This window comes from Xanthomonas codiaei (assembly GCF_002939785.1).
GTDB classification, from domain to species: domain Bacteria; phylum Pseudomonadota; class Gammaproteobacteria; order Xanthomonadales; family Xanthomonadaceae; genus Xanthomonas; species Xanthomonas codiaei.
Map to the genome: position 1 here is coordinate 1 of NZ_MDEC01000046.1, position 22,189 is coordinate 22,189.

Below are 22,189 nucleotides of genomic sequence, written 5' to 3' on the forward strand. Positions count from 1 at the left end.
CATCTGGTCTATGGCGTCCTCAAATCGGGCACCGCATTTGACCCACAGAAAGCCCTTGCCAGGTGAGGGGCAAGACGGTATCTACGACAGCGTGCGCCACCAGGATTTGAGCATCTTAGCCCTCGAGCGGGCGCGACGCGCAGCCTGTGGGTCTTGTTGTCCACCAGACACAAAGCACCAGGCAACAGGCAAATCCCGGCGCGGGAGACACCATCCCACCAGACCCCCTCCCATCGTCACGGCACGCGGCCTACCCTGTGGCGCTCATCGTTGCCGTGCACAGCCCATGACGCCCATCGTGTCCATCCAGGGAGTGAGCAAGACCTACGCCGGAGGTTTCCAGGCGCTCAAGCAGGTGGATCTGCAGATCCAGCGCGGGGAGATCTTCGCGCTACTCGGCCCCAACGGTGCCGGCAAGACCACCTTGATCAGCATCGTCTGCGGGCTGATCAACCCCAGCACCGGTACCGTGCTGGCCGACGGCCACGACATCGTGCGCGACTACCGCGCCGCGCGTGCCAGCATCGGGCTGGTGCCGCAGGAGCTGGCCACCGATGCGTTCGAAACGGTGTGGGCCACGGTACGTTTCAGCCGCGGGCTGTTCGGCAAGCCGGCCAACCCGCAGTACCTGGAAACCATCCTGCGCGAGCTGTCGCTGTGGGAAAAACGCAACAGCAAGATCTCCACGCTCTCCGGCGGCATGAAGCGGCGCGTGCTGATCGCCAAGGCGCTGGCGCACGAGCCGCGCATCCTGTTCCTGGATGAGCCCACCGCCGGGGTGGACGTGGAACTGCGCCACGACATGTGGCAGATGGTGCGCCGCCTGCGCGAGCAGGGCACCACCATCATCCTGACCACCCATTACATCGAAGAGGCCGAAGACATGGCCGACCGCGTCGGGGTGATCAATCGCGGCGAGCTGGTGCTGGTGGAAGACAAGCACACCCTGATGCGCAAGCTCGGCAAGAAACAGCTGACCTTGAGCCTGCAATCGCCGCTGCAGGCAGTGCCCGCCACGCTGGCGGACCTGCCGCTGGAACTGGCGGCCGATGGCAACAGCCTGATCTACACCTTCGATACGCAGGCCGAGCAGACCGGCATCGGCGCGTTGCTGCGACGGCTCAACGAGCACGGAATCGATTTCAAGGACCTGCATTCCAGCGAGAGTTCGCTGGAAGAGATCTTCGTCAATCTCGTGCATGGCGCACGCAATGCGCAGGTGCGCGCATGAACCTGCATGCGATCGCCGCGATCTACCGTTTCGAAATGGCGCGCGCGTTCCGCACGCTCACCCAGTCGATCGCCTCGCCGGTGCTGTCGACCTCGTTGTACTTCGTGGTGTTCGGTGCGGCGATCGGCTCGCGCATGGGCGATATCGACGGCATCAGCTACGGTGCCTACATCATCCCCGGCCTGGTGATGCTGTCGCTGCTCAACGAAAGCATCTCCAACGCCTCGTTCGGCATCTACATGCCGCGCTGGGCCGGCACGATCTACGAGGTGCTGTCCGCGCCGGTGGCATGGTGGGAGATCGTGATCGGCTACGTGGGTGCGGCGGCGACCAAGTCGGTGATGCTGGGGTTGTTGATCCTGCTCACCGCGCGGCTGTTCGTGCCCTACGAGATCGCCCACCCGGTGTGGATGCTGGGCTTTCTGGTGCTCACCGCGCTGACCTTCAGCCTGTTCGGTTTCATCATCGGCATCTGGGCCGATGGCTTCGAGAAGCTGCAGGTGATTCCGCTGATGGTGGTGACGCCGCTGACCTTCCTGGGCGGCAGCTTCTATTCGATCAACATGCTGCCGCCGCTGTGGCAGAAGGTCACCCTGTTCAATCCGGTGGTGTACCTGATCAGCGGGTTCCGCTGGAGTTTCTACGGCAAGGCCGATGTGCATATCGCGGTGAGTACCGGCATGACGTTCCTGTTCCTGCTGGTGTGCCTGGGCGTGGTGGCGACGATCTTCCGCAGTGGCTATCGGCTCAAGGCTTGAGTGGTGAAGGCAGTGGTTTTTGTCGGCCGCAGTTTGGTGGATGCGGCCAGAGGTCCAGGTTGAACGTTGAGCGGGTCGAGAGCGCGGTGACCTCACCGCTCGCGGGACACGCCGCAAGTACGTCCCTGTAGGCTCGGTGGCGGCATCCATGCCGCCACACGGTCCCGCAAGCGGCGAGGGCACCGCGCTAGAAAAGTGGTCGGTTGCTTTGCTTAAGCCCTGCGGACCGACACTCTCGACAGGTGCTTGCCCGCCTACCGTCGCGGGACCTTACGCGGCATGGATGCCGCGTAAGAGCTTGCAAGGACGTGCTCGCAGCGTGTCCCGCGATGGTGGGCGGGCAAAGCACCCTGCAGCAAACTCGCCGCTCAGCAGCTCTGCAATGGGACAGCAGGAAGTCGTTGGGTCAGCCGCTCTTACTCGGCAGCAGGCTTAGCGTCGTGCTTGGTGTCCAGGAAGTAGGCCACCACCTCGCCCTTGACCTTCATCGTCATCGGGTTGCCGCGGCGGTCGCGGGCCTTGCCCACCTGCACCTTGATCCAGCCTTCGCTGACCGAGTACTCCTCCACGTTGTCGCGTTCGACACCGTTGAAGCGCACGCCGACGCCGCGGTTGAGGGCATCGGCATCGTGGAACGGGCTGCGGGCGTCGATGGCCAGGTGATCGGGAGGGGTATCGCTCATGGGGAAGGCATCATGACCGGCCGGGATGGCGGTCTTCGGCCGCACAGGATACGGGCCTGCGCCGGGAAGGCCAGCCCCGCCATCGCAGATGTACGCGGCGGCCGGTTTGCTTGCGGCCCGTCAGGCCTCACACTGCGCATCTGCAATTCCCGAGCGAGACAGTGATGCCCGACAACAGTGCCGATTACGAAGACGACGAAGGCCTGTCGCCCGAATCCGACCAGGACGATGTCGACGACCATCCGGCGCGGGTCTGGAACCTGCTGGTGCTGATCAACCCCGGCGACGAAGACACCGCCTTGGGTCAGTTCGATGCCTGGCGCGAAGCGCAGGCCGAGGCAGACGACGACGGCGACGACGCCTGGCTGTGGACGCTGAAGGACGTCATCGACTGGCGCTCGGGCTTCTATGTCGACTGGAAGGACACCGACTCGTTCATTGCCGCCATCGACGAGCTCAGCGCGCGCTGGAACCTGCGTATCGACTGGGGCGGCGACCTGGACGACGAAGACTTCGCCAGCAATCTCGACGTGCCCGACCTGATGGCGGTAGCCTTCGATCGCCTGCGCGAGCACGGCTATTCGCTGTGGAACTGGAACACCGGCGGCGATGCCTACGCTGGCTGGATCGCGCTCAGCCGCGACGACGACGCCATGCTGGCACTGACCTCGTTGCTCGGGGTCGAGGTGCGGCTGGGGAACGAGGCGTTCTGAGCGACGGGAGTGGGGAGTGGGGATTCGCAAGGGCGGATCCCGACGTTTGCTGCAGTCGGTATTGCGTGCGCCCCGCTCTGGTTGCAAGTAGATAGACGTAACTGCTCGACGGTGCCATTGCAGTAACACCCCAGCGCGTTGGTGGAATCTGCAGTGGTCACGATCATGGGGCGCACGTCATTGCTGTGCCGTAGCCTGCCATGGCAGTCGTGCCATGGCCAACGATCTACCAAAAGGTTTCCATCCGATCGCTTGCCAAAGATTGCGCCTGGACGCTACGCCCATCGCGCAGGCATGCCGCCAGCCGCGCGAACGCCGGCTTCAGCGAATCCCGAATCCCGATTTCCCAATCCCGGTAGTCAAGGCACCTCACCCCGCGCCTGCGCCCGCGCGTTGGCAATCAACGCCTTGAGCCGTGCGCGGTCGGTGTGGCGGGAAATGGCGATGGCGCCCAGGGCGATCGCCTTGGCGCGCAGCGGGGCGGGTACGTCGTAGTGCGCGCCGCTGAGCTTGTTCTGGAAGGCGCGGCGGGGGATGCCCAACCGCGCCGCCATGGCATGCAGCTCGTCCAGGGTGTCGCCGAGCAGGTGCGCCCAGCGCTGGTCGCGCCACAGGTGCACCGCATCGTCGACGTAGACGGCCATCGGCCGGGTCAGGCCTTCTTCTTGGAGGTCTTGGGCTTCTTGCCGGCGCTGTCGTCGCTGGCCTCGTCCGTGGCTTCCTCGGCGGCGTTGTCGCCGGCGTCTTCGGCGTCGCTGCCTGCGTCCTCGCCAGCGGTGGTGTCGGCCACGGCCTCGCTGCCGTCGTCGCCTGCCTCGCCTTCGGCGTCTTCGTCGCCGTCCTCATCGGCCTCGGCGTTCTGGAACTCGGACACCAGCTTGGTCAGGTATTCCTCGGCGGTCTGGCCTTCGTCGGCGGCCAGGTCGTCGATCATCTGCTGCAGCTGGGTCGAATAGTCCAGCGAGATGGTCTTGCCTTCGGCTTCCTGCAGGTTGGCCAGGTGCTTGAGCATGGCCAGCATCGGCACCGGGTTGTCGGCGCTGCCCATGGTCTGGCCGCCGATCGACAGCATCCACTCGCTGCCGCCCTGCAGGCCGATGGCGGCCACGACGCGCCCTTCGGCGTCCTGCAGCACGGCATGGTTGACGACCTGGGGCGCCTGGCCCAGACGGACGAAGGGGCGCTTGGGCTGCTGCTTCTTGCGCTTGTCGCGCTTGGCCTTGGAATTGCGGGACACGGTGTTCTCGACGCTGGGAATGGCCGGCCATTCTAGAGCGTGCGCCGCACGATGCGATGAGGGGGTGCGTGCGCGCGCAGCAGCGCCCGGATCGAGGCAGCACCGGCGCGGCCGATCATCGCGACCGCGGCACCGGTTCGGTCTGGATCCGATGTGGTCACCAACCGAGTACGCCCGGCTGGCATCTGCCGCCAGCCACGGCCGACGGGCAAGGCAGGCGCCTCAGTGGCTGCACCAGCCGCCGCGCCGAAGGCTTACTGTGCCGACGGTGAGCCTTCCACCGCCACCCGCGGCGCGGCCACGGCCGCTTCGGCGGCCCTGGCAAGCGCGGCGGCCGAGGCCACCTGGGCGCTGGTGGACACCCGCGGGGCGGCAGGACGCGGCGTGGCGGCGGCCGTCGCCGCCGGTGCCGGGGCGGTTGCGGTCGGCACGGCGTCGTCTGCGGGCTTGCCCACGGTTGCGGTGCCGGTGGCCGCCGCGCCGCTGAGGTCGGGCACATGGGTGTCCGCATCCGGAATCGGCTTGCCCAGCGCCACGCCCTGGCCGGCGCCGGCCAGCGCGGCCTGCTCGGCATCCTGGGTCATCACCACGATGCTGATGCGGCGGTTCACCGGATTCTGCGGGTTGCTCTTGTCGAACAGGACCGACGAGGACAGGCCCACCACGCGGGTGACCTTGGCATCGGACATGCCGCCGCCCACCAGCGCGCGCCGTGCGGAATTGGCGCGGTCGGCGCTGAGTTCCCAGTTGGTGTAGCCGGCATCGCTGCTGTAGGCGGTGGTATCGGTATGGCCGGTGATGCTGATGTGGTTGGGCACCTGGTTGATGAAGCTGGCCAGCTCGCGCAGGATGTCCACCGTGTACGGCTTGAGCTGATCGCGGCCGATATCGAACATCGGGCGGTTCTGCTTGTCCACGATCTGGATGCGCAGGCCATCGGGGGTGAGATCCAGCAGCAACTGGTCCTTGAACGGCTCCAGCGCCTGGCTCTTGTCGATGGCTTCCTTCAGGTCCTGCATCAGCGCTTCCAGGCGCTTTTTGTCCTTGGCGCGGCTGTCCACATCGGTGTCGGCCGCGTTGTCGCGCTTGCGGCCCATCTCGTCCTTCTGCCCCTTGACCATGTCGGCGGTGCCGCCGAGTTTGATCATCGAGGTGCTGGCGCCGCCGGGCCCGTTCATGCCGGGCGAGGGCGCCGGCGATTTCCCGGACAAGGGGCTGGGGTTGCGGAAGTATTCGGAGATCGCCGCACGCTGTTCCTTAGTGGTGGCCGCCATCAGCCACAGCACCAGGAAGAAGGCCATCATCGCGGTCACGAAGTCGGCAAAGGCCACCTTCCAGGCGCCGCCGTGATGGCCGCCGCCCTGCACCTTCTTGACCCGTCGGATGATGACGGTGGATTTGCCCTCGGCCATGACCGCGGTCCTACTTGATCGTCTTCAGGTGCGTTTCGAAATCGCCGAAGCTCGGACGCACATTGGAGGGCAGGGTCTTGCGGGCGAATTCCAGCGCGATCTTCGGGTTGTAGCCGCGCAGGCAGGCCAGCAGCGCGGTCTTGACCGCCTCGTAGATGCGCCCGTCCTGCTCGGCACGCGCTTCCATCGCCGCCGACAACGGCGACACGAAGCCATACGCCAGCAGGATGCCGAGGAAGGTGCCGACCAGCGCGGCGCCGACGTGGTGGCCGATCTCCTCGATCGGGCCGCCGATCGAGCCCATGGTGATCACGATGCCGAGCACCGCAGCCACGATGCCGAAGCCGGGCAGGCCGTCGGACACCTTGCTCAGCGCATGCGACGGCGCCAGGGCTTCGTGGTGGTGTTTTTCCAGTTCCAGTTCGAGCAGCGGTTCCAGCTCGTGCGGCTCGATGTTGCTGCCGATCATCAGGCGCAGGCAGTCGGTGATGAAGTCCAGCAGGTGATGGTCGGCCACGACCTTGGGATAGTTGCCGAAGATGGTGCTGTCCTGCGGCTTTTCGACATGGTCTTCCAGTGCCATGAAGCCGTCGCGGCGGGCCTTGTTCAACAGCTCGTAGATCAGGCTCAGGGTGTCCTTGTAGTCCTCGGACTTGTATTGCGGGCCCTTGAACACGCCCATGATGCCGCTGAGCGTTTCCTTGACGATCTTGCCCGGCGTGCTGACCAGGAACGCGCCCAGCGCCGCGCCACCAATGATCATCAGCTCGTAGGGCTGCCACAACGCGCCCAGCTTTCCATGCGACAGCACGTAGCCGCCGAGGACGCTGACGATGACGACAATGAAGCCAACGATGATGAGCATGGCGCAGCCGGGAGCAAACTTGGGTTGCTAGTGGTTTCGGCTTGCGCGGCCGATTCTTGAAGCGCACGGCGTGAAGATGTGCGCTGTAGCTGAACACTCAGCCGATTGTCGTGGCGGCCTCATGCACGCACTTGACCGCCTCGCCGCCGGCCAGCGACAGCGTCGCTTCGCCGGCATGTTCCCAGAACTGGTTGCCCTGGGCATCGGCAAACCGCGCGCCGGAGGCCGCCTGGGCACTGAGCAGTATCAGCGTGCGGTCTTCCAGGGTCAGCTGGATGGCATCGGTGGCCGGATCGAAACGGGTGGTGACCGTGCGCTGGTCGCAGCGCCAGGCCACCGCCTGGGCGGGAAGGGACGGGCCTGCGGACGCGGCCGGTGCCGGCGTCTGGCCGGAGCGCGGCAGCGGGCCGGTCACGCTGGCGTCGGTGCCGGCCGGAGGCAGGCGGGTGGAGCCGCTGTCGGAGGCGGCGGGCGGCGCGTCCGCGGGGCCGGGCGTCCGCGCCGCGGGCGGCGGGTCGCCTGCGCTGCAACCGGCGAGGGCAGCGGCCAGCAGGCCGGCGAGCATCAGGGGGGAGGACGTGTGCATCTGCATACTCCTGCCTGGATGTGACCGCCGCCGGGGTGGCGGCGATCAGAACGGAACATGGCATCCGACGGGCCGGCGTGCCGGCCTGATACTGCCTGCGCCAGCGACCATCCTGCCGGCGCTGCGCCACCCGGGCCAGCCCGCGCAACTGCGCCTGGACGCCTTCGCGCCCGGCTCCGCGCCGTCCCAGGCCGGGCAGCCGCGCCGATGTCAGGCCGGTTGCGCCTCGACACCGTCGCGCTGCAGCGGGTTGGGCAGCGGCTGGCCGTGTTCGGTGAAACCTAGCGACACCGAGTTGAGGCAATGGCGCTCGCCGGTCGGTGGCGGGCCATCCGGGAACACATGGCCCAGATGGCTGTCGCAGCGCGCGCAGACGATCTCGGTGCGGATCATGCCGTAGCTGGTATCGCGGATCTCGCGCACGTGCGCGGCAGCGTAGGGCGCGAAGAAGCTCGGCCAGCCGGTGCCGGAGTCGAACTTGGCGCTGGAGCGGAACAGCGGCAACCCGCACAGGCGGCAGGTGTAGACGCCCTCCAGCTTGTTGTCCAGGAACACCCCGCAGAACGGCGCCTCGGTGCCATGCTGCAGCAGCACGCGTCGTTCCTCGGCGCTGAGCCCGGCAATCAGGGCCTCGCGCTGGGCGGGGGAGGGCGGGGTGAGGTCGAACTGGCTCATAGGGCTCTCGCATACGCGCGCTGGCGGCGTGCCGGCGTCTTCCCCTGTGATGTGGGCGCGGGGTGGGTGGTTCAACCGCTTCGACGTGTTCAGGACCTCATGCCTGCGACCGGAGAGTCCGAGACTTCGCACGTACCCTCATCCGGCGCTGCGCGCCACCTTCTCCCCCATGAAGGGGGCAATATCCCAGGGGAAGAAGGAGGGACCGGTTCATTCGTGCAACGACGGCAACCGGACTGCAGCCACGTCCATCGCAGCACGCAACAGAGCCCCTTTCCTCGCGGGGCGAGAAGGCACAGCTTGCGCGCCACTGGCGCGCGTGCCTTGCAGCGCCCGCGCCGCAAGCGCGGGCCGGGCGCGGAGCGGGGTTGGGGTGAAGGCACGGGGCGAAACCACCATGCCTAACGAAAGCGTTCATCCTGCGGTGGGTCGCCTGCATTGCCGCCGCCTGGATGCGCCCCCATCCATCAACCACACACGATCACTCACGGTGCCTGTCATGGCGATCCATTCCTCGATACGCGGCGTGTTGCTGTGCGGCCTGCTCGGCTTGGCTGGCGCGGCGCCGGCGCAGTCGGCCACCAGCACGCGCTCGTCCAATACCTTGCAGCCCATCGCCACCCCGGCACCGTCGCAACCCAAGGTGGCGCCCCCCCGTGCGCTGCAGCCGTCCAATGCCTTGAGCCCGGTGCCTTCCCAGCTGAGCCAGCGCCCGGCCGCACCCAGCATTCCCGCACGTGGCCCGGCGGCAACGCCGCTTGCCCCGGCCGGCAGCCAGGTGCCCACGGCCACGCCGATGGTCTATGACCGCAATGGCCGGCTGCTGCAGGGCATGCAGCCAGCCGGTCCCAACCGGGTGCTGGATACCAAGACCGGGCGCTACTACGACGCAGTGCCGGCCGGCGATGGCATGCGCGTGGTGCGCTGAACCCGCGCTGCCAGCCACACGCAACCGTCCGCCACGCTGCGGCGCCTCGGTGCAGCGCCCAGTGGCATTCAATCGACGAACTTGCCCGCGCGGCGCAATGGTGGCCACCGGTCTCCCGACAACGATCAGGTGTCGCCAAACGCAGCCGGTTCCAGCCATCCCCTTGCCCCAGCCCCTGCCGGCAAGCATCGCAACCGCTGCGACCCGCAACGCACCATCCGCCAATCCCCAATCCCCAATCCCCAATCCCCAATCCCGAATCCCGAATCCCGAATCCCGAATCCCGAATCCCGAATCCCGAATCTCAGCCCTCGATCGGCAACGCCAACGTCTCCTTGACCTCTTCCATCACGATGTAACTCTTGGATTCGCGCACATGCGGCAAGGTCAGCAGGGTGCTGCCGAGCAGCTTGCGGTAGGAGGCCATCTCGCTGATGCGCGCCTTGAGCAGGTAGTCGAAATCGCCGGAAACCAGGTGGCACTCGAGCACGTTGGGCAGCTTCAGCGCGGCGCGGCGGAATTCCTCGAAGATGTCGCCGGACTTGTAGGCCAGGCTGATCTCCACGAACACCAGCAGGCTGGCCTTGAGATAGTGCGGGTCCAGTCGCGCGTAGTAGCCGGTGATGGCGCCATCGCGCTCCAGGCGGCGTACGCGCTCGGTGCACGGCGTGGTCGAAAGACCGACGCGTTCGCCGAGTTCGGTGAAGGAAATGCGCCCCTCCTGCTGCAGGATGCGCAGGATCTTGCGGTCGATCTTGTCCAGTTCGCGCGCGCGGGTGGTCATGGGCTTGGTCTCCACAAGGTTTGGCAGGAAGTTTCACTGCAACGGCGGCCCGATTCCAGAAATCGCACTGCCTGGATCGCAATATACTGCGGCTAACTGTCTCCCACTGCGTCTGGTTGTGGGGGAATACCCTTTCAGGAGAGCGACATGCGGGTGCTCATTCTCGGTAGTGGCGTCATCGGCACCACCAGCGCCTGGTATCTGGCCCAGGCCGGCTGCGAGGTCACCGTCATCGACCGCCAACCGGCAGCGGCGCTGGAGACCAGCTACGCCAACGCCGGCCAGCTGTCGTTTGGCTACACCTCGCCGTGGGCCGCGCCCGGCGTGCCCGGCAAGGCGGTGAAGTGGCTGTTCGAACAGCACGCGCCGCTGTCGATCCGCCCCACCCGCGACCTGCGCCAGCTGGCGTGGCTGAGCCAGATGCTGCGCAACTGCACCGCCGAACGGTATGCGGTGAACAAGGCGCGCATGGTGCGCATGTCCGACTACAGCCGCGACTGCCTCAATGCATTGCGTGCCGAAACCGGCATCGAATTCGAAGGCCGCCAGCTTGGCACCACCCAGCTGTTCCGCACCCAGCAGCAGCTGGACGCCGCTGCGCAGGACATCGAGGTGCTGGCGCAATACGGGGTGCCGTACGAGCTGCTGAGCCCGGCGCAGATCGCCCAGTACGAACCCGGCCTGGCCGGTGGCGGTGCGCAGATGGCCGGCGCGCTGCGCCTGCCCGAGGACCAGACCGGCGACTGCCGGCTGTTCACCCAGCGCCTGGCGGGGCTGGCCGCGCAGGCCGGGGTGCAGTTCCGCTATGGACAGCAGATCGAGCGGCTGCAGCATGCTGGGGGTGAGATCACCGGCGTGCAGATCGATGGCCGCATCGAGACCGCCGACCGCTACGTGCTGGCGCTGGGCAGCTATTCGGCCGACATGCTGCTCTCGCTCGGCCTGCACCTGCCGGTCTACCCGCTGAAGGGCTATTCGCTGACGATTCCGATCCGCGATGCGCAGCGCGCACCGACCTCCACGGTGCTGGACGAGAGCTACAAGATCGCGCTGACCCGCTTCGACGACCGCATCCGCGTGGGCGGCATGGCCGAGGTGGCCGGGTTCGACCTGTCGCTGAATCCGCGCCGGCGCGCCACCCTGGAAATGGTGGTCAACGACCTGTATCCCGGCGGCGGCGACCTGGCCAATGCCGAATTCTGGACCGGTCTGCGCCCGGCCACGCCGGACGGCACCCCGGTGGTGGGGGCCACCCCGTTCGCCAACCTGTTCCTCAATACCGGCCACGGCACGCTGGGCTGGACCATGGCCTGCGGCTCCGGACGTTACCTGGCCGACCTGATGCAGGGCCGCACGCCGGAGATCGATACCGAGGGGCTGGACGTGTTCCGCTACCTGTCCCCGCGCAGCGCGCGCCCGCAGCGGGAGGCCGCGTAGTGCGTCCTGCGCAAGCGTTGATCGACCTGGACGCGTTGCGTCACAACTATCGACTGGCCAAACGGCTGGGTGGCAGCAAGGCGCTGGCGGTGGTCAAGGCCGATGCCTATGGCCACGGTGCGGTGCGCTGCGCGCAGGCGCTGGAGCCGGAAGCCGACGGCTTTGCGGTGGCCTGCATCGAAGAAGCACTGGAACTGCGCCAGGCCGGCATCGCTGCGCCGATCCTGCTGCTGGAAGGTTTCTTCGAGCAGGACGAGCTGGCCCTGATCGCCGAGCACGATCTTTGGACGGTGGTGTCCACCCCGCAGCAGGTGCGCGCGCTGGCCGACTTCCAGAGCCCGCGGCCGCTGCGCATCTGGCTGAAGCTGGACAGCGGCATGCACCGGCTCGGCCTGTCGCCGGAGGATTTCCGCGCCGCCTGGCTGCGCCTGCACGGACTGCCGCAGATCGCCTCGGTGGTGTTGATGACCCACCTGGCGCGCGCCGACGAACTGGAGTGCAGCCGCACCGACGAACAGGCGGTGGCCTTCGCACTCACCGCCGGCGGCATGCGCGCGGAAACCAGCATCCGCAATTCGCCCGGCCTGCTCGGCTGGCCGGCACTGCGCAACGACTGGTCGCGCCCGGGACTGATGCTGTACGGCGCCAACCCGTTCCCGCACGACACCGAGCTGACGGCGCAGCTGCGCCCGGTGATGACGCTGCGCTCGCGGATCATCTCGGTGCGCGACCTGCCGGCCGGCGAACCGGTGGGCTACGGGGCCCGCTTCGTGGCGCAGCGGCCAACCCGCGTGGGCGTGGTGGCGATGGGCTACGCCGACGGCTATCCGCAGTTCGCGCCCAATGGCACGCCGGTGCTGGTGGACGGCCAGGTCTGCCCGCTGATCGGGCGGGTTTCCATGGACATGCTCACGGTGGATCTGACCGATCATCCGCAAGCGGATATCGGCACGCCGGTGCAACTGTGGGGCGACGCCCCACGGCCTGGCACCCTGGCCGCGCACTGCAACGTCAGCGCGTATCAGCTGCTGTGTGGCCTGAAGCGGGTGCCGCGCGTCTATGTGGACGGAGCGGCGCCGGATGAGGGTGCGTGCGCAGCGTCATCCGGTTGAACGTTGCGAGGGCTTCGCCTCGTACCCTCACCCCAACCCCTCTCCCGCAGGAGAGGGGCGTTGTCCTTCTCCCAGCGGGACAGTGTCCTCCTTACATGGGGGAGAAGGTGGCGCGCAGCGCCGGATGAGGGTGCGTGCGTAGCGTCATCCGGTTAAACGTAGCGATGGCTTCGCCCCGTACCCTCACCCCAACTCCTCTCCCGCAGGAGAGGGGCGTTGTCCTTCTCCCAGCGGGACATTGTCCTCCTTCATGGGGGAGAAGGTGGCGCGCAGCGCCGGATGAGGGTGCGTGCGTAGCGTCATCCGGTTGAACGTTGCGAGGGCTTCGCCCCGTACCCTCACCCCAACCCCTCTCCCGCAGGAGAGGGGCGTTGTCCTTCTTCCAGCGGGACATTGTCCTCCTTCGTGGGGGAGAAGGTGGCGCGCAGCGCCGGATGAGGGTGCGTGCGTGGCCTCATGCGGTTGGACGTAGCGAGGGCTTCGCCCCGTACCTTCACCCCAACCCCCGCTCTGCGCCCCCGGCCCGCGCTTGCGGCGCGGGCGCTCAAAGGCACGCACGCCAGTGGCGCGCAAGCTGTGCCTTCTCGCCCCGCTGGGAGAGGGGCTTAGCGCCGCCTACAACCCCGCGGTACTGCGGTCGCCACGGAACTGCTTGCGCACCCAGTCGTCGATCATCGCCTTTTCATAGCGCAACGGGTCGGTATCGGTCAGGCGTGGGCCGTTCATCAGGAACGCCGCGTCCACCAGCCTGCGTTCGCCCTGGTCGATCACCCGGCCATCGGCCGCGGTGAGCGTATAGGTGAAACTCAGGCGCGGTGGGTAGATGTCCTTGACCACGCGCACGTCCTGCAGGCGCGGGCCATGCCAGGGCTCGTACTGGCCGGCGCGGCGGATATCGGTGATGGTCACGCTCAGATGCTGGCCTTCGGGCAGCTGGCGCGCGGCGCTTTGCTGGAAGTGGGTGGCCAACTGGGTGACCCAATCGCCACGCTGTGCTTCCCATCGATTGCCGCTGAAGCGCAGATCGGAAAACGCGGCCGGGTCGGTCCAGCGCACATCCACCTTGCCATCGCTGGACAGCGCGCGCGGCGCCTGCGGGTCGGTGACGTTGCGTACGCGGGCCTGGACGCCGGTGGCGACAAGCAACCCTGCCAGCAACAGGCCGGCGCCGGAAACACTGGAACGTTTCATGGAAAGCCTCCAGGCGTGAGGTACGTCGCGTACCGTGTGTCACTGCAGTGTGGGGGCGCGTCGGCATGCCCGCAACGCGTGTGGCGACCGGGCCGGCACAGCGTTGCCGCCCGGTTAATTCGCGCCGGTGGACGCCGTGACGGCGGGTTCACTGCGCCTGCGCCTGCGCTTCACGGGATAGCCCGGAAGATCAACGACATGGACACCCACTCTTACCGCACAAAGTCAGCTTCTTCGGCGCCGGCGCACATGCCGGCGGACGTGCGCCTGCAGTTCATCGACTGGGCAAAGCAGCATGGCCACAATCCCGTGACCGGAGCCGCCGCCTTTGTCGCCCTGCAGAGCGAGGTGGACCTGGATCTGGCCACGCGCACGCTGCGGCTGGACCCAGGCAGCGACCCGCGGGACGCCTTGCGCGACCATCTGGCGGCACTGGCACGCCAGGTCGATGTGGCAGTGCAGTTTCCGCCAGTTTATGCCTACACCGCCGCCACCGGCCTGGACTATCGCTATTCGCTGATGTTGGTCATCGCCGAGGACTGCGTCGAATGGACCGGGCGGGTCTGGCAGGACCTGGACTACCAGGGGATGCTCACCGGCCGCGGGCAGGGACCGCGTGCCAATTACACCCAACTGGCGCGCATGGCGCTGGAACACGAGCTTGATCAGGAGCGCCCCCGTTATGTCCAGGCATGAGCTCGAGCTGGAGTTGCCCCTCGCTGCCCAGGTCGCCACCACCGCGGATGGCTTCAGCCAGCGGTGCCGTAGCGAATGCGCCGAACTGGGCTTGTCGCGGGTTCGCCTGCTGTTGCTGGATGCCGACTACGCGCGTTCCACCGCCTGGCGCGAGGAGGCCCAGCGCTGGATGGACGAGCAGCTGCGCCGCGAAGGGGAGTGGGTGTTTCGCGGGGTGGTCGCCGGCATCGTGGTGCTGGGGAGCTGCATCGCCCTGGCCGCCGCGACCTTGTGGTGATGCTTCGGACACAGCGCGGTTCCTGGCCGCAGGTGACCGATCCGTGATCGCTGTCGTCTGCCTGTGCACCCGCTGACGACATCGGGCATGGTTTCATCTGCCCGTCATCCGCTCCGGCAGTATCCGTGGTAACCGATTTGAGCACTCCCAGCCCCAGTCCCGATCTGGCTGCCGCATCGCCGGCCGCCATCGCCGAGCCCTTCCTCGACTCGGGGATGTACCACGAGATCTTTCACAATATCGATGCCGGTTTCTGCGTCATCGATCTGGTGTTCGACGGCGACCAGGCGGTCGACTACATCATCCGTACGACCAACGGCGCCTTCGAGCGCTACACCGGGTTGTCTAACGCACTGAATGTGTCCATCCGCGACATGCTGCCTGAGCATGAGCAGGAATGGTTCGACCGCTACGGGCAGGTGGCCCGCACCGGCAACCGCATCCATTTCGAAATGCAGGCCAAGGCGCTGCGCCGCTGGTATTCGGTGGATGCGTTTCGGGTCGGGCAGCCGGAACAGGCGCGGGTAGCGGTGCTGTTCATGGACATCACCGAGCGCAAGCGGGTGGAGCGCGAGCTGGCCGAAAGCGAGGCGCGTTTCAGCGCGCTGGCCGACGGCCTGCCGATGCCGGTGTGGGTGCTCGATGCGCAGGGCGTGGTGCGCTTCGTCAACAGCGCCTACGGCGAATTCTTCGGCCTGGATATCTCCAGCGGCACGGTGTCGGCGTGGAGCGATTTGCTGCATCCGGACGACCTGCCGATCTTCCAGTTCGAGCTGTCTGCCGCGCTGGAAGAGCAGCGCGGGCTGCGTGCGCTGGTGCGGGCGCGTCGCCACGATGGCCAGTGGCGCTGGATCGAGATGACCGCCACGCCGCGCTATTCGGCCGACGGGCGCTTCATCGGCCTGGCCGGCAGCAGCCCGGACGTGACCGAGCAGCGCGAGATCGAACTGGCGCGCGAGCAGCTGCTCGAATCCGAGCGCAGCGCGCGCAACGAAGCCGAGAGCATGGCGCGGCTGAAGGACGAGTTCCTGGCCACCTTGTCGCACGAGTTGCGCACCCCGCTGACCACGATCCTGGGCTGGAGCGAGTTGTTGCTGCAGCGGGTCGAGGAAGGGCATGCCAACTACAAGGGCCTGTCGGTGATCGCCAGCAGCGCACGCGCGCAGAAGCGGCTGATCTCGGACATGCTCGATCTGAGCAGCATGTTGCTGGGCAAGGTGCAGCTGGAAGTCGAATCGCTGGATCTGGTCGAGCAGGTGCGCGAAGCGCTCAATACCCAGGAACTGGCCGCCGAAGGCAAGGACCAGATCCTGCAGCTGCATGCGCCGTCCACGCCGTGCCTGGTGCTGGGCGATGCCACGCGCCTGCAGCAGGTGCTGTGGAACCTGCTCTCCAACGCGATCAAGTTCACCCCGGCGCACGGCCGCATCGACGTCAGCATCGAGCGCGACGACGGCCATCTGCTGGTGGCCGTGCGCGATTCCGGCGATGGCATCGCTGCCGAATTCCTGCCGCACCTGTTCGGTCGCTTCCGCCAGGCCGACGGCACCACCACGCGCCAGCATGGCGGGCTGGGCCTGGGCCTGGCGATCGTGCAGCAGCTGGTGGAGATGCATGGCGGCCAGGTCGGCGCCACCAGCGGCGGCCGCGGCAAGGGCGCCACCTTCACCGTGCGCCTGCCCGAGCACATGCCCGACCAGGGCAAGCGTCCGCGGCGCGAGCTGCGCCGCCGCCTGATGTCCGAGCAGATCGTCGAAGCGCGTGCACTCATGGGCCTGCGCCTGCTGGCGGTGGAAGATCAGCCGGACATGCTCGATTACCTGCGCCGTCTGCTCGAAGAACAAGGCGCCGAGGTGGTGACTGCCGGCAGTGCAACCGATGCGCTGGCCTTGATCGATCATCGTGGTCATGCACGTTTCGACGTGATGCTGACCGATATCGGCATGCCCGGCATGGATGGCTACGGTTTGATCCGCACCGTGCGCGACAACCTGGGCCTGGATGCGCGTGTACTACCGGCCGTGGCAGTCACCGCCCTGGCGCGCGATGACGACCGCAAGCGCGCGCTGGATTCCGGTTTCCAGGAACATCTGGCCAAGCCGTACAGCGTGGCGCAGCTGGTCACCGCCGTGCGCGCGGCACGCGAAGCCGCCGAGTAAGCAAGCTCATGGCAGGGCATGAGGTGGGCGCGATAGCGCTGCCGTCACGCGTTGGCCCTGTGGCGGTGGCAATGCATGGCCTCAGGGTGGCCGGGCGCGTGCGGCATGACGCCTTGCGCTGAGGCGGTGGCAGGTGGTTCCGGTATCGGCCAGGTTTGCTGTGTCGTTCACGCTCGCTGGCCTAGCGTGAGGCACCGCGCCAATGGAGTCCTCCGATGCCCAAGTATGCCCCCCACGTGTATACCGAACAGGTGCAGATCGCCACCCTGGAGCATTGGGTGTCCCTGCTCGGCGGTCAGGAGCGGGTGCGGGTGGAGCTCGACGACGGCAGCCTGCTGAGCGGCACCGTCGCGGTGCGCCCCAGCATCCAGACCTATCTCGACGACAGCGACAATGAAGGCCTCAATGGCCAGCTGCGTCTGGATCAACTGGATGCTTCGCAAGAGCCGCATTGGATCTGGATGGACCGCATCGTGGCCATGCATCCGCTGCCACCGGGCGCAGATCCGCACCCGGTTGCCTGACACACGCGTCTTGACGACACGTTTACTTCTCCCCAATCCGTTCTCGGCATGATGACCGGCTGTCGAAACGGTTCAGGAACTTTCCGCAATGAATGCACCCGTGTCCACGTTCGCTCGCTGGCCGTTGTCGCTGATGGTCATCGCTTTGCTGGGCGGTTGCGGCGATACCGCCACCTTGGCCATCGAACAGGGAACCGGACCGAACCCGCAGCTGCCCGAGCCAGTGAAGCGCTTGATCCCCACAGTCAAGATCGCGCCGGTCAAGCGCTGGGCGGACAACGCAAAGCCGATGGCCGCCGACGATCTGCAGGTCGGCGCATTCGCGCGCGACCTGGACCACCCACGCTGGCTGTACGTGCTGCCCAATGGCGATGTGCTGGTGGCCGAAACCGCCGAGCCGCCCAAGCCTGAAAATGCCGACAGCGGCGGCGGTTTGCGCAAGAAAGTACAGGGCGCGGTGATGAAGAAGGCCGGCGCGGTGGTGCCCAGCGCCAATCGCATCACCTTGTTGCGCGATGCCGATGGCGACGGCGTGGCCGAAGTGCGCACGCAATTCGTCACTGGGCTGTATTCGCCGTTCGGCATGGCCTTGGTGGGCGACCGGTTCTACGTGGCCAATGCCGATGCGCTGGTGAGCTTCCCGTACACGCCTGGCGATACCCACATCACCGCCAAGCCCACCTTCGTGGCCAATCTGCCCGGCGGCTTGAACCATCACTGGACCAAGTCGCTGCTGGCCAGCGCCGATGGCAGCAAGCTGTATGTCGGCGTGGGGTCCAACAGCAACGTGGCCGAAAACGGCATGGAAGCCGAGCTCAATCGCGCCGCCATCCTGGAGATCGACCCGGCCACCGGCAGCAGCCGCGTCTTCGCCAGCGGCCTGCGCAACCCGGTGGGCACCGCATGGGAGCCGCAGAGCAAGTCGTTGTGGGTGGTGGTCAACGAACGCGACGAGATCGGCAGCGATCTGGTGCCGGACTACCTGACCTCGGTACGCGATGGCGGCTTCTATGGCTGGCCCTACAGCTATTACGGGCAACATGTGGACGAGCGGGTCCAGCCGCAGAATGCCGAGCTGGTGGCCAAGGCCATCAAGCCGGACTATGCGCTGGGCCCGCATACCGCCTCGCTGGGGCTGAGCTTTGCCAGCAGTACGCTGCTGCCGGAGCGCTTCCGCCAGGGCGCCTTCATCGGCCAGCACGGCTCGTGGAATCGCGACCCGCCCAGCGGCTACAAGGTGCTGTTCGTGCCGTTTGCCGGCGGCAAGCCCAACGGAACGCCGATCACCGTGCTGGATGGGTTTCTGGATGCCGAAGGCAATGCGCAGGGGCGTCCGGTGGGCGTGACCTTCGACAACAGCGGCGCCTTGCTGGTGGCCGACGATGTGGGAAATGTGATCTGGCGGGTGACGCCGAAGACGCGCTGAACCTGTGGACAGTTGGCCGCGCAGGCAGGCAGTTGCAAGTCTCCATAGAGCGAATCCTTCTCCCACCAGGACACTGTCCTCCTTCATGGGGAGACGGTGCGCTGCAGGGGCGGGGCGGATGAGGGGCGCGCGCAGGCTGGAAGCCTTCAGCAGGATGAGCCTTGCTGGACCTGACCCCTTACGCAGCATGCGCGATCTCCAACAACACAGGCGTGCATTGGGCGTATCCGCCCATCGTCCTGATGGTGCATCTGACGGAATCGTCCGTGCCAACAGAGCCTGCGTGACGCCCACGAAAAACCGGGCCTATGCCCGGTCTTCGTTGACGTCGGCATGCCGGCGATCGCTCAGACACACGCTGGCGAGTTTCTAGGCTGCCGTTACATCGACACCCTTGATGTCAGACGCTTCAAGGCTTGCGTCCAACAGCGCATCTGCTCAGCGCGGTGCCTCCGGTGACGCGCTGAACCGGCGCGCATAGCCACGTTCTTCGGTGATGCGGCTGATGTCGTCGTCGGCCATCTCCGGCGCACCGTAGACCGCATAGGCCACGCTGCCATCTTCGCGTTCGCCAACCTGGTGCAGGCGATAGCGAGGTCGACCGGCGCCGGTGTTTTCGGGGTAATGCAGCGGGGGCGGGGTGTCGTCCAGATCCATCTCGCTGTTGTCGACGACTCCACCTACGAACAGGGCTCGCATCGCGTATCTCCGGTGTGGGCGTGATTCCAGCCTAGGCGGGCGGATGTTGCGTGGGCATCAATAGTCCGTATACGCCTTGGAAGGGCTGCCGCGGGCGGCCGGCAGCGGTCCCTTACAATGGCGGCCCGTTCCCGACCCGACGATCCGATGGCTGGCCCGCACGATGCCCCGCTTCAAGCCCTGTTCCTGCCGTTCGCCCAAGGCGCGCTGCCATGGCCGCAAGGTCCGGTGCTGTTCCTGCGTGCCCGCGACGGTGTTGCGCTGCGCGAACATGCCGCCGCCGACACGCTGATCTGCGAACAGAGCTTTCGCCCGTTCGCGCAGGCGCTGGAGCACAGCGGCTGGCAGGTGCGCGAAGAGCGCGAGATCGAGGCCGATAGCACCCGCTACGCGCTGGTACTGGTATTGCCGCCGCGGCAGCGCGACGAGGCGCGCGCGCTGTTTGCGCGCGCAGTGGCATTGACCGCGCCGGGCGGACGCGTGGTGGCCTGCCAGTCCAACAACGAGGGCGCGCGCTCCGGCGAGGCCGATCTGCGCCAGCTCAGCGGTCTGGGCGGCAGCCTGACCAAGTACCACTGCCGCACCTACTGGACCGCACCGCTGCCGGCCGCTACCGATGCCGCGCTGCAGGCGCGCTGGGCGGCGCTGGATGCGCCGCGCAAGATCCTCGATGGCCGCTTCCTGAGCCGCCCCGGTGTGTTCGCCTGGGATCGCATCGATCCGGCATCGGCACTGCTGGTCGAGCACCTGCCGCCCACGCTGGCAGGGCATGGCGCCGACCTGGGGGCGGGCTTCGGTTACCTGTCGGCCGAAGTGCTGGCGCGTTGCCCCAAGGTCACTGCGTTAGATCTGTACGAAGCGGAGGCGCGCGCGCTGGAGTTGGCGCGGCGCAACCTGCAGAACACCCCGCATTCGGCGCAGCTGCACTACCACTGGCGCGACGTCACCGCCGGGCTGGCGGCGCAGTACGACTTCATCGTCAGCAACCCGCCCTTCCACACGCCGTCGCGCGCCGATCGCCCCGACATCGGGCAGCGCTTCATCGCCGTGGCCGCGCAGGCGCTGCGTGCGGGTGGGCAGCTGTTGCTGGTGGCCAACCGGCATCTGCCCTACGAACAGATCCTCAACGAGAGTTTCGGCCAGGTGCGCGTGGCCGCCGAGCGCGACGGCTTCAAGCTGATCGCCGCCACCCGTGGCCGTGGAGCGCGCGCATGAAGCTGGTCAAGCACATCGCCAACCTGGGCTACGGCAGCCGCAAGCAGGTGACCCAGCTGTTCCGCCAGGGCGCCATCACCGACGCGCAGGGCGAGGTGCTGTATGCCGACGATCAGGTGGAGCACGACGCCATCCGCATCGATGGCGAACCGCTCGATCCGCCGCCGGGCTTCAGCCTGTTGCTGCATAAACCCGGCGGCTACACCTGTTCGACCAAGGACACCGGCCGGCTGATCTACGAGCTGCTGCCGCCGCGCTTCCGCCTGCGCGCACCGGTGCTGGCGCCGGTGGGCCGGCTGGACCGCGACACCAGCGGCATGCTGCTGATGACCGACGATGGCGCGCTGCTGCACCGGATCATTTCGCCCAAGTCCGCGCTGGACAAGGTCTACGAGGTCACGCTGGCCGAGGACCTGCGCGGCAACGAGGCGGCGCTGTTTTCCAGTGGCACGCTGTTGCTGGAAGGCGAGACCAAGCCGCTGTTGCCTGCCGAACTGGAGGTGGCCGGTCCACGCCAGGCGCGGCTGACCCTGCACGAAGGCCGCTACCATCAGGTGCGTCGCATGTTCGCTGCCGCCGGCAATCACGTGGTCGCCCTGCATCGCAGCCGCGTCGGCGGGTTGGCGCTGGACGCGCTGCCGTGCGGGCACTGGCGCGCGCTGGAGGCGGCCGATCTGGAGGCGCTGTTCGGCCGCGGAACTGCCGCATGACGCAGATCCCGCCGTTGCCGTTCCGCCCGCAGGCGGTGATCTTCGACATGGATGGCCTGATGCTCGACAGCGAGCGCGCCATCACCGCCTGCCTGGCGCAGGCCGCCGACGACCAGGGCCTGCAGATCGAGCCGGCGTTCTGGCTACGCATGGTCGGTACCGGCGATGCGGCCTGCCGCCGGTTGCTGGGCGAGCGGGTCGGCGACACGGCTGCCGACAGCATGCTGGCGCACGCGCAAGCGCTTTACGCCGCTGTGGTCGAACGCGGTATCCCGCACCGGCCCGGCATCATCGCGTTGCTGGACTACCTGGCCGCGCAGGGCATGCCACGTGCGGTGGCCACCTCCACCCAGCGCCCGTTGGCATTGCGCAAGCTGGAGGCGGCCGATCTGCTGTGGCGCTTCGCGGCAGTGTGCACGGCCAGCGACGTGCAGCATCCCAAGCCCGCACCGGACATCTACCTGCTGGCTGCGCGCACGCTGGCGGTGGACCCTGCGCACTGCCTGGTGCTGGAAGACTCGCCCACCGGCGTGCGCGCCGCACTGGCGGCCGGCATGACGCCGATCCAGATCCCGGACCTGCTCGAACCCGATGCCATGGTGCGCGCGCTCGGCCATCGCATCCTGCCCTCGCTGGGCGATGCGCAGCGCCTGCTGGAGGCGCAACTGGCTGGCTGATGTGGAAGCGTGAGTCCGCGTAGCGCAATCGTGAAAAGCAACGCTCGGACCAATCCACGCGACCTGCCAAGCGCAGCAATCCGCACTGGCAACCGGAGCACGAGCAAAAAGCCCCTTATCTCTTGGCGATCTGCCAGATTAGGCGTCGAGAGCCGGCGTGGTCGACCGATAGCCCACAGGTCTGAGTGACCGCG

24 protein-coding genes are annotated in these 22,189 nt (G+C 67.2%); 14 read left to right on the forward strand and 10 right to left on the reverse strand.

The annotated features are described in order from the left end of the window. The first annotated feature begins 286 nt into the window (after nucleotides 1-286). Together XcodCFBP4690_RS20960 and XcodCFBP4690_RS20965 are read left to right on the forward strand one after the other, a co-directional pair. Entirely contained in the window at nucleotides 287-1,231 is a 945-nt protein-coding gene (locus XcodCFBP4690_RS20960; RefSeq protein ID WP_104544126.1) for an ABC transporter ATP-binding protein, read from the forward strand. After that, the gene (locus XcodCFBP4690_RS20965) at nucleotides 1,228-1,989 is read left to right on the forward strand and encodes an ABC transporter permease (RefSeq protein ID WP_104544128.1); all 762 of its coding nucleotides are present in this window, start codon (nucleotides 1,228-1,230) and stop codon (nucleotides 1,987-1,989) included. Before XcodCFBP4690_RS20960 ends, XcodCFBP4690_RS20965 begins: the two co-directional genes overlap by 4 nt. Before the next feature lie 416 nt (nucleotides 1,990-2,405). Here the strand turns inward: XcodCFBP4690_RS20965 and XcodCFBP4690_RS20970 are convergent, their stop codons facing one another. After that, complete coding sequence (locus XcodCFBP4690_RS20970) at nucleotides 2,406-2,672, reverse strand: DUF3297 family protein (RefSeq protein WP_104544130.1); 267 nt, start codon at nucleotides 2,670-2,672, stop codon at nucleotides 2,406-2,408. Nucleotides 2,673-2,836: 164 nt separating this feature from the next. On the opposite strand from XcodCFBP4690_RS20970, the gene XcodCFBP4690_RS20975 reads away from it, so the two are divergent. Beyond that, nucleotides 2,837-3,385 (forward strand): DUF6630 family protein, encoded by a 549-nt coding sequence (locus XcodCFBP4690_RS20975; protein WP_104544132.1) that lies wholly within the window; start codon nucleotides 2,837-2,839, stop codon nucleotides 3,383-3,385. A gap of 359 nt (nucleotides 3,386-3,744) precedes the next feature. Here XcodCFBP4690_RS20975 and XcodCFBP4690_RS20980 read toward each other — a convergent pair whose 3' ends face one another. The 6 genes from XcodCFBP4690_RS20980 to msrB all read right to left on the reverse strand — a co-directional run bounded on the left by XcodCFBP4690_RS20980 (nucleotide 3,745) and on the right by msrB (nucleotide 8,160). Then, nucleotides 3,745-4,029, reverse strand: coding sequence for a DUF4031 domain-containing protein (locus XcodCFBP4690_RS20980; protein WP_104544134.1), 285 nt, complete (start codon nucleotides 4,027-4,029; stop codon nucleotides 3,745-3,747). An 8-nt stretch (nucleotides 4,030-4,037) separates the two neighbouring features. Beyond that, nucleotides 4,038-4,622, reverse strand: a complete 585-nt coding sequence (locus tag XcodCFBP4690_RS20985; RefSeq protein WP_104544136.1) for a hypothetical protein — start codon at nucleotides 4,620-4,622, stop codon at nucleotides 4,038-4,040. A 254-nt stretch (nucleotides 4,623-4,876) separates the two neighbouring features. Then, nucleotides 4,877-6,034, reverse strand: a complete 1,158-nt coding sequence (motB, locus tag XcodCFBP4690_RS20990; protein WP_104544138.1) for a flagellar motor protein MotB — start codon at nucleotides 6,032-6,034, stop codon at nucleotides 4,877-4,879. Nucleotides 6,035-6,044: 10 nt separating this feature from the next. Continuing rightward, the gene (gene motA, locus XcodCFBP4690_RS20995; RefSeq protein ID WP_008573335.1) at nucleotides 6,045-6,899 is read right to left on the reverse strand and encodes a flagellar motor stator protein MotA; all 855 of its coding nucleotides are present in this window, start codon (nucleotides 6,897-6,899) and stop codon (nucleotides 6,045-6,047) included. A gap of 97 nt (nucleotides 6,900-6,996) precedes the next feature. After that, the gene (locus XcodCFBP4690_RS21000; protein WP_104544140.1) at nucleotides 6,997-7,464 is read right to left on the reverse strand and encodes an MliC family protein; all 468 of its coding nucleotides are present in this window, start codon (nucleotides 7,462-7,464) and stop codon (nucleotides 6,997-6,999) included. A gap of 231 nt (nucleotides 7,465-7,695) precedes the next feature. Then, entirely contained in the window at nucleotides 7,696-8,160 is a 465-nt protein-coding gene (gene msrB / locus XcodCFBP4690_RS21005; RefSeq protein ID WP_104544142.1) for a peptide-methionine (R)-S-oxide reductase MsrB, read from the reverse strand. 499 nt (nucleotides 8,161-8,659) lie between these two features. Between msrB and XcodCFBP4690_RS21015 the strand changes: the two genes are divergently transcribed. Then, a complete protein-coding gene (locus tag XcodCFBP4690_RS21015) occupies nucleotides 8,660-9,088 on the forward strand; it encodes a hypothetical protein (RefSeq protein WP_104544146.1) in 429 nt (142 codons plus the stop codon). A 304-nt stretch (nucleotides 9,089-9,392) separates the two neighbouring features. Here XcodCFBP4690_RS21015 and XcodCFBP4690_RS21020 read toward each other — a convergent pair whose 3' ends face one another. Further along, nucleotides 9,393-9,872, reverse strand: coding sequence for an Lrp/AsnC ligand binding domain-containing protein (locus XcodCFBP4690_RS21020; protein ID WP_104544170.1), 480 nt, complete (start codon nucleotides 9,870-9,872; stop codon nucleotides 9,393-9,395). A 147-nt stretch (nucleotides 9,873-10,019) separates the two neighbouring features. Here XcodCFBP4690_RS21020 and XcodCFBP4690_RS21025 point away from each other — a divergent pair, with 147 nt between their 5' ends. Further along, nucleotides 10,020-11,309: a D-amino acid dehydrogenase gene (locus XcodCFBP4690_RS21025; RefSeq protein WP_104544148.1), complete on the forward strand. Its 1,290-nt coding sequence runs from the start codon at nucleotides 10,020-10,022 to the stop codon at nucleotides 11,307-11,309. Then, nucleotides 11,309-12,421, forward strand: a complete 1,113-nt coding sequence (gene alr, locus XcodCFBP4690_RS21030; protein ID WP_104544150.1) for an alanine racemase — start codon at nucleotides 11,309-11,311, stop codon at nucleotides 12,419-12,421. The genes XcodCFBP4690_RS21025 and alr overlap by 1 nt, the downstream gene beginning before the upstream one ends. 615 nt (nucleotides 12,422-13,036) lie before the next feature. Here alr and XcodCFBP4690_RS21035 read toward each other — a convergent pair. Then, the gene (locus tag XcodCFBP4690_RS21035) at nucleotides 13,037-13,612 is read right to left on the reverse strand and encodes a DUF3016 domain-containing protein (protein WP_104544152.1); all 576 of its coding nucleotides are present in this window, start codon (nucleotides 13,610-13,612) and stop codon (nucleotides 13,037-13,039) included. A 249-nt stretch (nucleotides 13,613-13,861) separates the two neighbouring features. On the opposite strand from XcodCFBP4690_RS21035, the gene XcodCFBP4690_RS21040 reads away from it, so the two are divergent. The 5 genes from XcodCFBP4690_RS21040 to XcodCFBP4690_RS21060 all read left to right on the forward strand — a co-directional run bounded on the left by XcodCFBP4690_RS21040 (nucleotide 13,862) and on the right by XcodCFBP4690_RS21060 (nucleotide 18,694). Beyond that, nucleotides 13,862-14,308 (forward strand): hypothetical protein, encoded by a 447-nt coding sequence (locus XcodCFBP4690_RS21040; RefSeq protein ID WP_167394741.1) that lies wholly within the window; start codon nucleotides 13,862-13,864, stop codon nucleotides 14,306-14,308. Next, nucleotides 14,295-14,585 (forward strand): hypothetical protein, encoded by a 291-nt coding sequence (locus XcodCFBP4690_RS21045; protein WP_104544156.1) that lies wholly within the window; start codon nucleotides 14,295-14,297, stop codon nucleotides 14,583-14,585. The genes XcodCFBP4690_RS21040 and XcodCFBP4690_RS21045 overlap by 14 nt, the downstream gene beginning before the upstream one ends. A gap of 125 nt (nucleotides 14,586-14,710) precedes the next feature. Then, on the forward strand, nucleotides 14,711-16,744 hold the full coding sequence (locus XcodCFBP4690_RS21050; protein WP_146091996.1) for a hybrid sensor histidine kinase/response regulator: 2,034 nt from the start codon (nucleotides 14,711-14,713) through the stop codon (nucleotides 16,742-16,744). A 215-nt stretch (nucleotides 16,745-16,959) separates the two neighbouring features. Continuing rightward, nucleotides 16,960-17,268, forward strand: coding sequence for a DUF3247 family protein (locus tag XcodCFBP4690_RS21055; RefSeq protein ID WP_104544158.1), 309 nt, complete (start codon nucleotides 16,960-16,962; stop codon nucleotides 17,266-17,268). Between the two features lie 88 nt (nucleotides 17,269-17,356). Beyond that, nucleotides 17,357-18,694, forward strand: coding sequence for a PQQ-dependent sugar dehydrogenase (locus XcodCFBP4690_RS21060; RefSeq protein ID WP_104544160.1), 1,338 nt, complete (start codon nucleotides 17,357-17,359; stop codon nucleotides 18,692-18,694). 438 nt (nucleotides 18,695-19,132) lie between these two features. On the opposite strand, the gene XcodCFBP4690_RS21065 is transcribed toward XcodCFBP4690_RS21060, so the two are convergent. Beyond that, a complete protein-coding gene (locus XcodCFBP4690_RS21065) occupies nucleotides 19,133-19,393 on the reverse strand; it encodes a hypothetical protein (RefSeq protein ID WP_104544162.1) in 261 nt (86 codons plus the stop codon). 147 nt (nucleotides 19,394-19,540) lie between these two features. On the opposite strand from XcodCFBP4690_RS21065, the gene XcodCFBP4690_RS21070 reads away from it, so the two are divergent. Genes XcodCFBP4690_RS21070 through XcodCFBP4690_RS21080 form a run of 3 tightly spaced genes read left to right on the forward strand, consistent with a single transcriptional unit; the run spans nucleotide 19,541 to nucleotide 21,995 of the window. Next, nucleotides 19,541-20,608: a class I SAM-dependent methyltransferase gene (locus XcodCFBP4690_RS21070; RefSeq protein WP_104544164.1), complete on the forward strand. Its 1,068-nt coding sequence runs from the start codon at nucleotides 19,541-19,543 to the stop codon at nucleotides 20,606-20,608. Then, complete coding sequence (locus tag XcodCFBP4690_RS21075) at nucleotides 20,605-21,318, forward strand: pseudouridine synthase (protein WP_104544166.1); 714 nt, start codon at nucleotides 20,605-20,607, stop codon at nucleotides 21,316-21,318. The genes XcodCFBP4690_RS21070 and XcodCFBP4690_RS21075 overlap by 4 nt, the downstream gene beginning before the upstream one ends. Continuing rightward, nucleotides 21,315-21,995, forward strand: coding sequence for an HAD family hydrolase (locus tag XcodCFBP4690_RS21080; protein WP_104544168.1), 681 nt, complete (start codon nucleotides 21,315-21,317; stop codon nucleotides 21,993-21,995). Before XcodCFBP4690_RS21075 ends, XcodCFBP4690_RS21080 begins: the two co-directional genes overlap by 4 nt. Nucleotides 21,996-22,189 lie beyond the last annotated feature (194 nt).

Coding starts and splice junctions, on each gene's coding strand:
- XcodCFBP4690_RS20960 (WP_104544126.1), top strand. CDS start 287: ATGACGCCCATCGTGTCCATCCAGGGAGTGAGCAAGACCTACGCCGGA.
- XcodCFBP4690_RS20965 (WP_104544128.1), top strand. CDS start 1,228: ATGAACCTGCATGCGATCGCCGCGATCTACCGTTTCGAAATGGCGCGC.
- XcodCFBP4690_RS20970 (WP_104544130.1), bottom strand. CDS start 2,672: ATGAGCGATACCCCTCCCGATCACCTGGCCATCGACGCCCGCAGCCCG.
- XcodCFBP4690_RS20975 (WP_104544132.1), top strand. CDS start 2,837: ATGCCCGACAACAGTGCCGATTACGAAGACGACGAAGGCCTGTCGCCC.
- XcodCFBP4690_RS20980 (WP_104544134.1), bottom strand. CDS start 4,029: ATGGCCGTCTACGTCGACGATGCGGTGCACCTGTGGCGCGACCAGCGC.
- motB (WP_104544138.1), bottom strand. CDS start 6,034: ATGGCCGAGGGCAAATCCACCGTCATCATCCGACGGGTCAAGAAGGTG.
- motA (WP_008573335.1), bottom strand. CDS start 6,899: ATGCTCATCATCGTTGGCTTCATTGTCGTCATCGTCAGCGTCCTCGGC.
- XcodCFBP4690_RS21000 (WP_104544140.1), bottom strand. CDS start 7,464: ATGCTCGCCGGCCTGCTGGCCGCTGCCCTCGCCGGTTGCAGCGCAGGC.
- msrB (WP_104544142.1), bottom strand. CDS start 8,160: ATGAGCCAGTTCGACCTCACCCCGCCCTCCCCCGCCCAGCGCGAGGCC.
- XcodCFBP4690_RS21015 (WP_104544146.1), top strand. CDS start 8,660: ATGGCGATCCATTCCTCGATACGCGGCGTGTTGCTGTGCGGCCTGCTC.
- XcodCFBP4690_RS21020 (WP_104544170.1), bottom strand. CDS start 9,872: ATGACCACCCGCGCGCGCGAACTGGACAAGATCGACCGCAAGATCCTG.
- XcodCFBP4690_RS21025 (WP_104544148.1), top strand. CDS start 10,020: ATGCGGGTGCTCATTCTCGGTAGTGGCGTCATCGGCACCACCAGCGCC.
- XcodCFBP4690_RS21035 (WP_104544152.1), bottom strand. CDS start 13,612: ATGAAACGTTCCAGTGTTTCCGGCGCCGGCCTGTTGCTGGCAGGGTTG.
- XcodCFBP4690_RS21040 (WP_167394741.1), top strand. CDS start 13,862: ATGCCGGCGGACGTGCGCCTGCAGTTCATCGACTGGGCAAAGCAGCAT.
- XcodCFBP4690_RS21045 (WP_104544156.1), top strand. CDS start 14,295: ATGTCCAGGCATGAGCTCGAGCTGGAGTTGCCCCTCGCTGCCCAGGTC.
- XcodCFBP4690_RS21055 (WP_104544158.1), top strand. CDS start 16,960: ATGCCCAAGTATGCCCCCCACGTGTATACCGAACAGGTGCAGATCGCC.
- XcodCFBP4690_RS21060 (WP_104544160.1), top strand. CDS start 17,357: ATGAATGCACCCGTGTCCACGTTCGCTCGCTGGCCGTTGTCGCTGATG.
- XcodCFBP4690_RS21065 (WP_104544162.1), bottom strand. CDS start 19,393: ATGCGAGCCCTGTTCGTAGGTGGAGTCGTCGACAACAGCGAGATGGAT.
- XcodCFBP4690_RS21070 (WP_104544164.1), top strand. CDS start 19,541: ATGGCTGGCCCGCACGATGCCCCGCTTCAAGCCCTGTTCCTGCCGTTC.
- XcodCFBP4690_RS21075 (WP_104544166.1), top strand. CDS start 20,605: ATGAAGCTGGTCAAGCACATCGCCAACCTGGGCTACGGCAGCCGCAAG.
- XcodCFBP4690_RS21080 (WP_104544168.1), top strand. CDS start 21,315: ATGACGCAGATCCCGCCGTTGCCGTTCCGCCCGCAGGCGGTGATCTTC.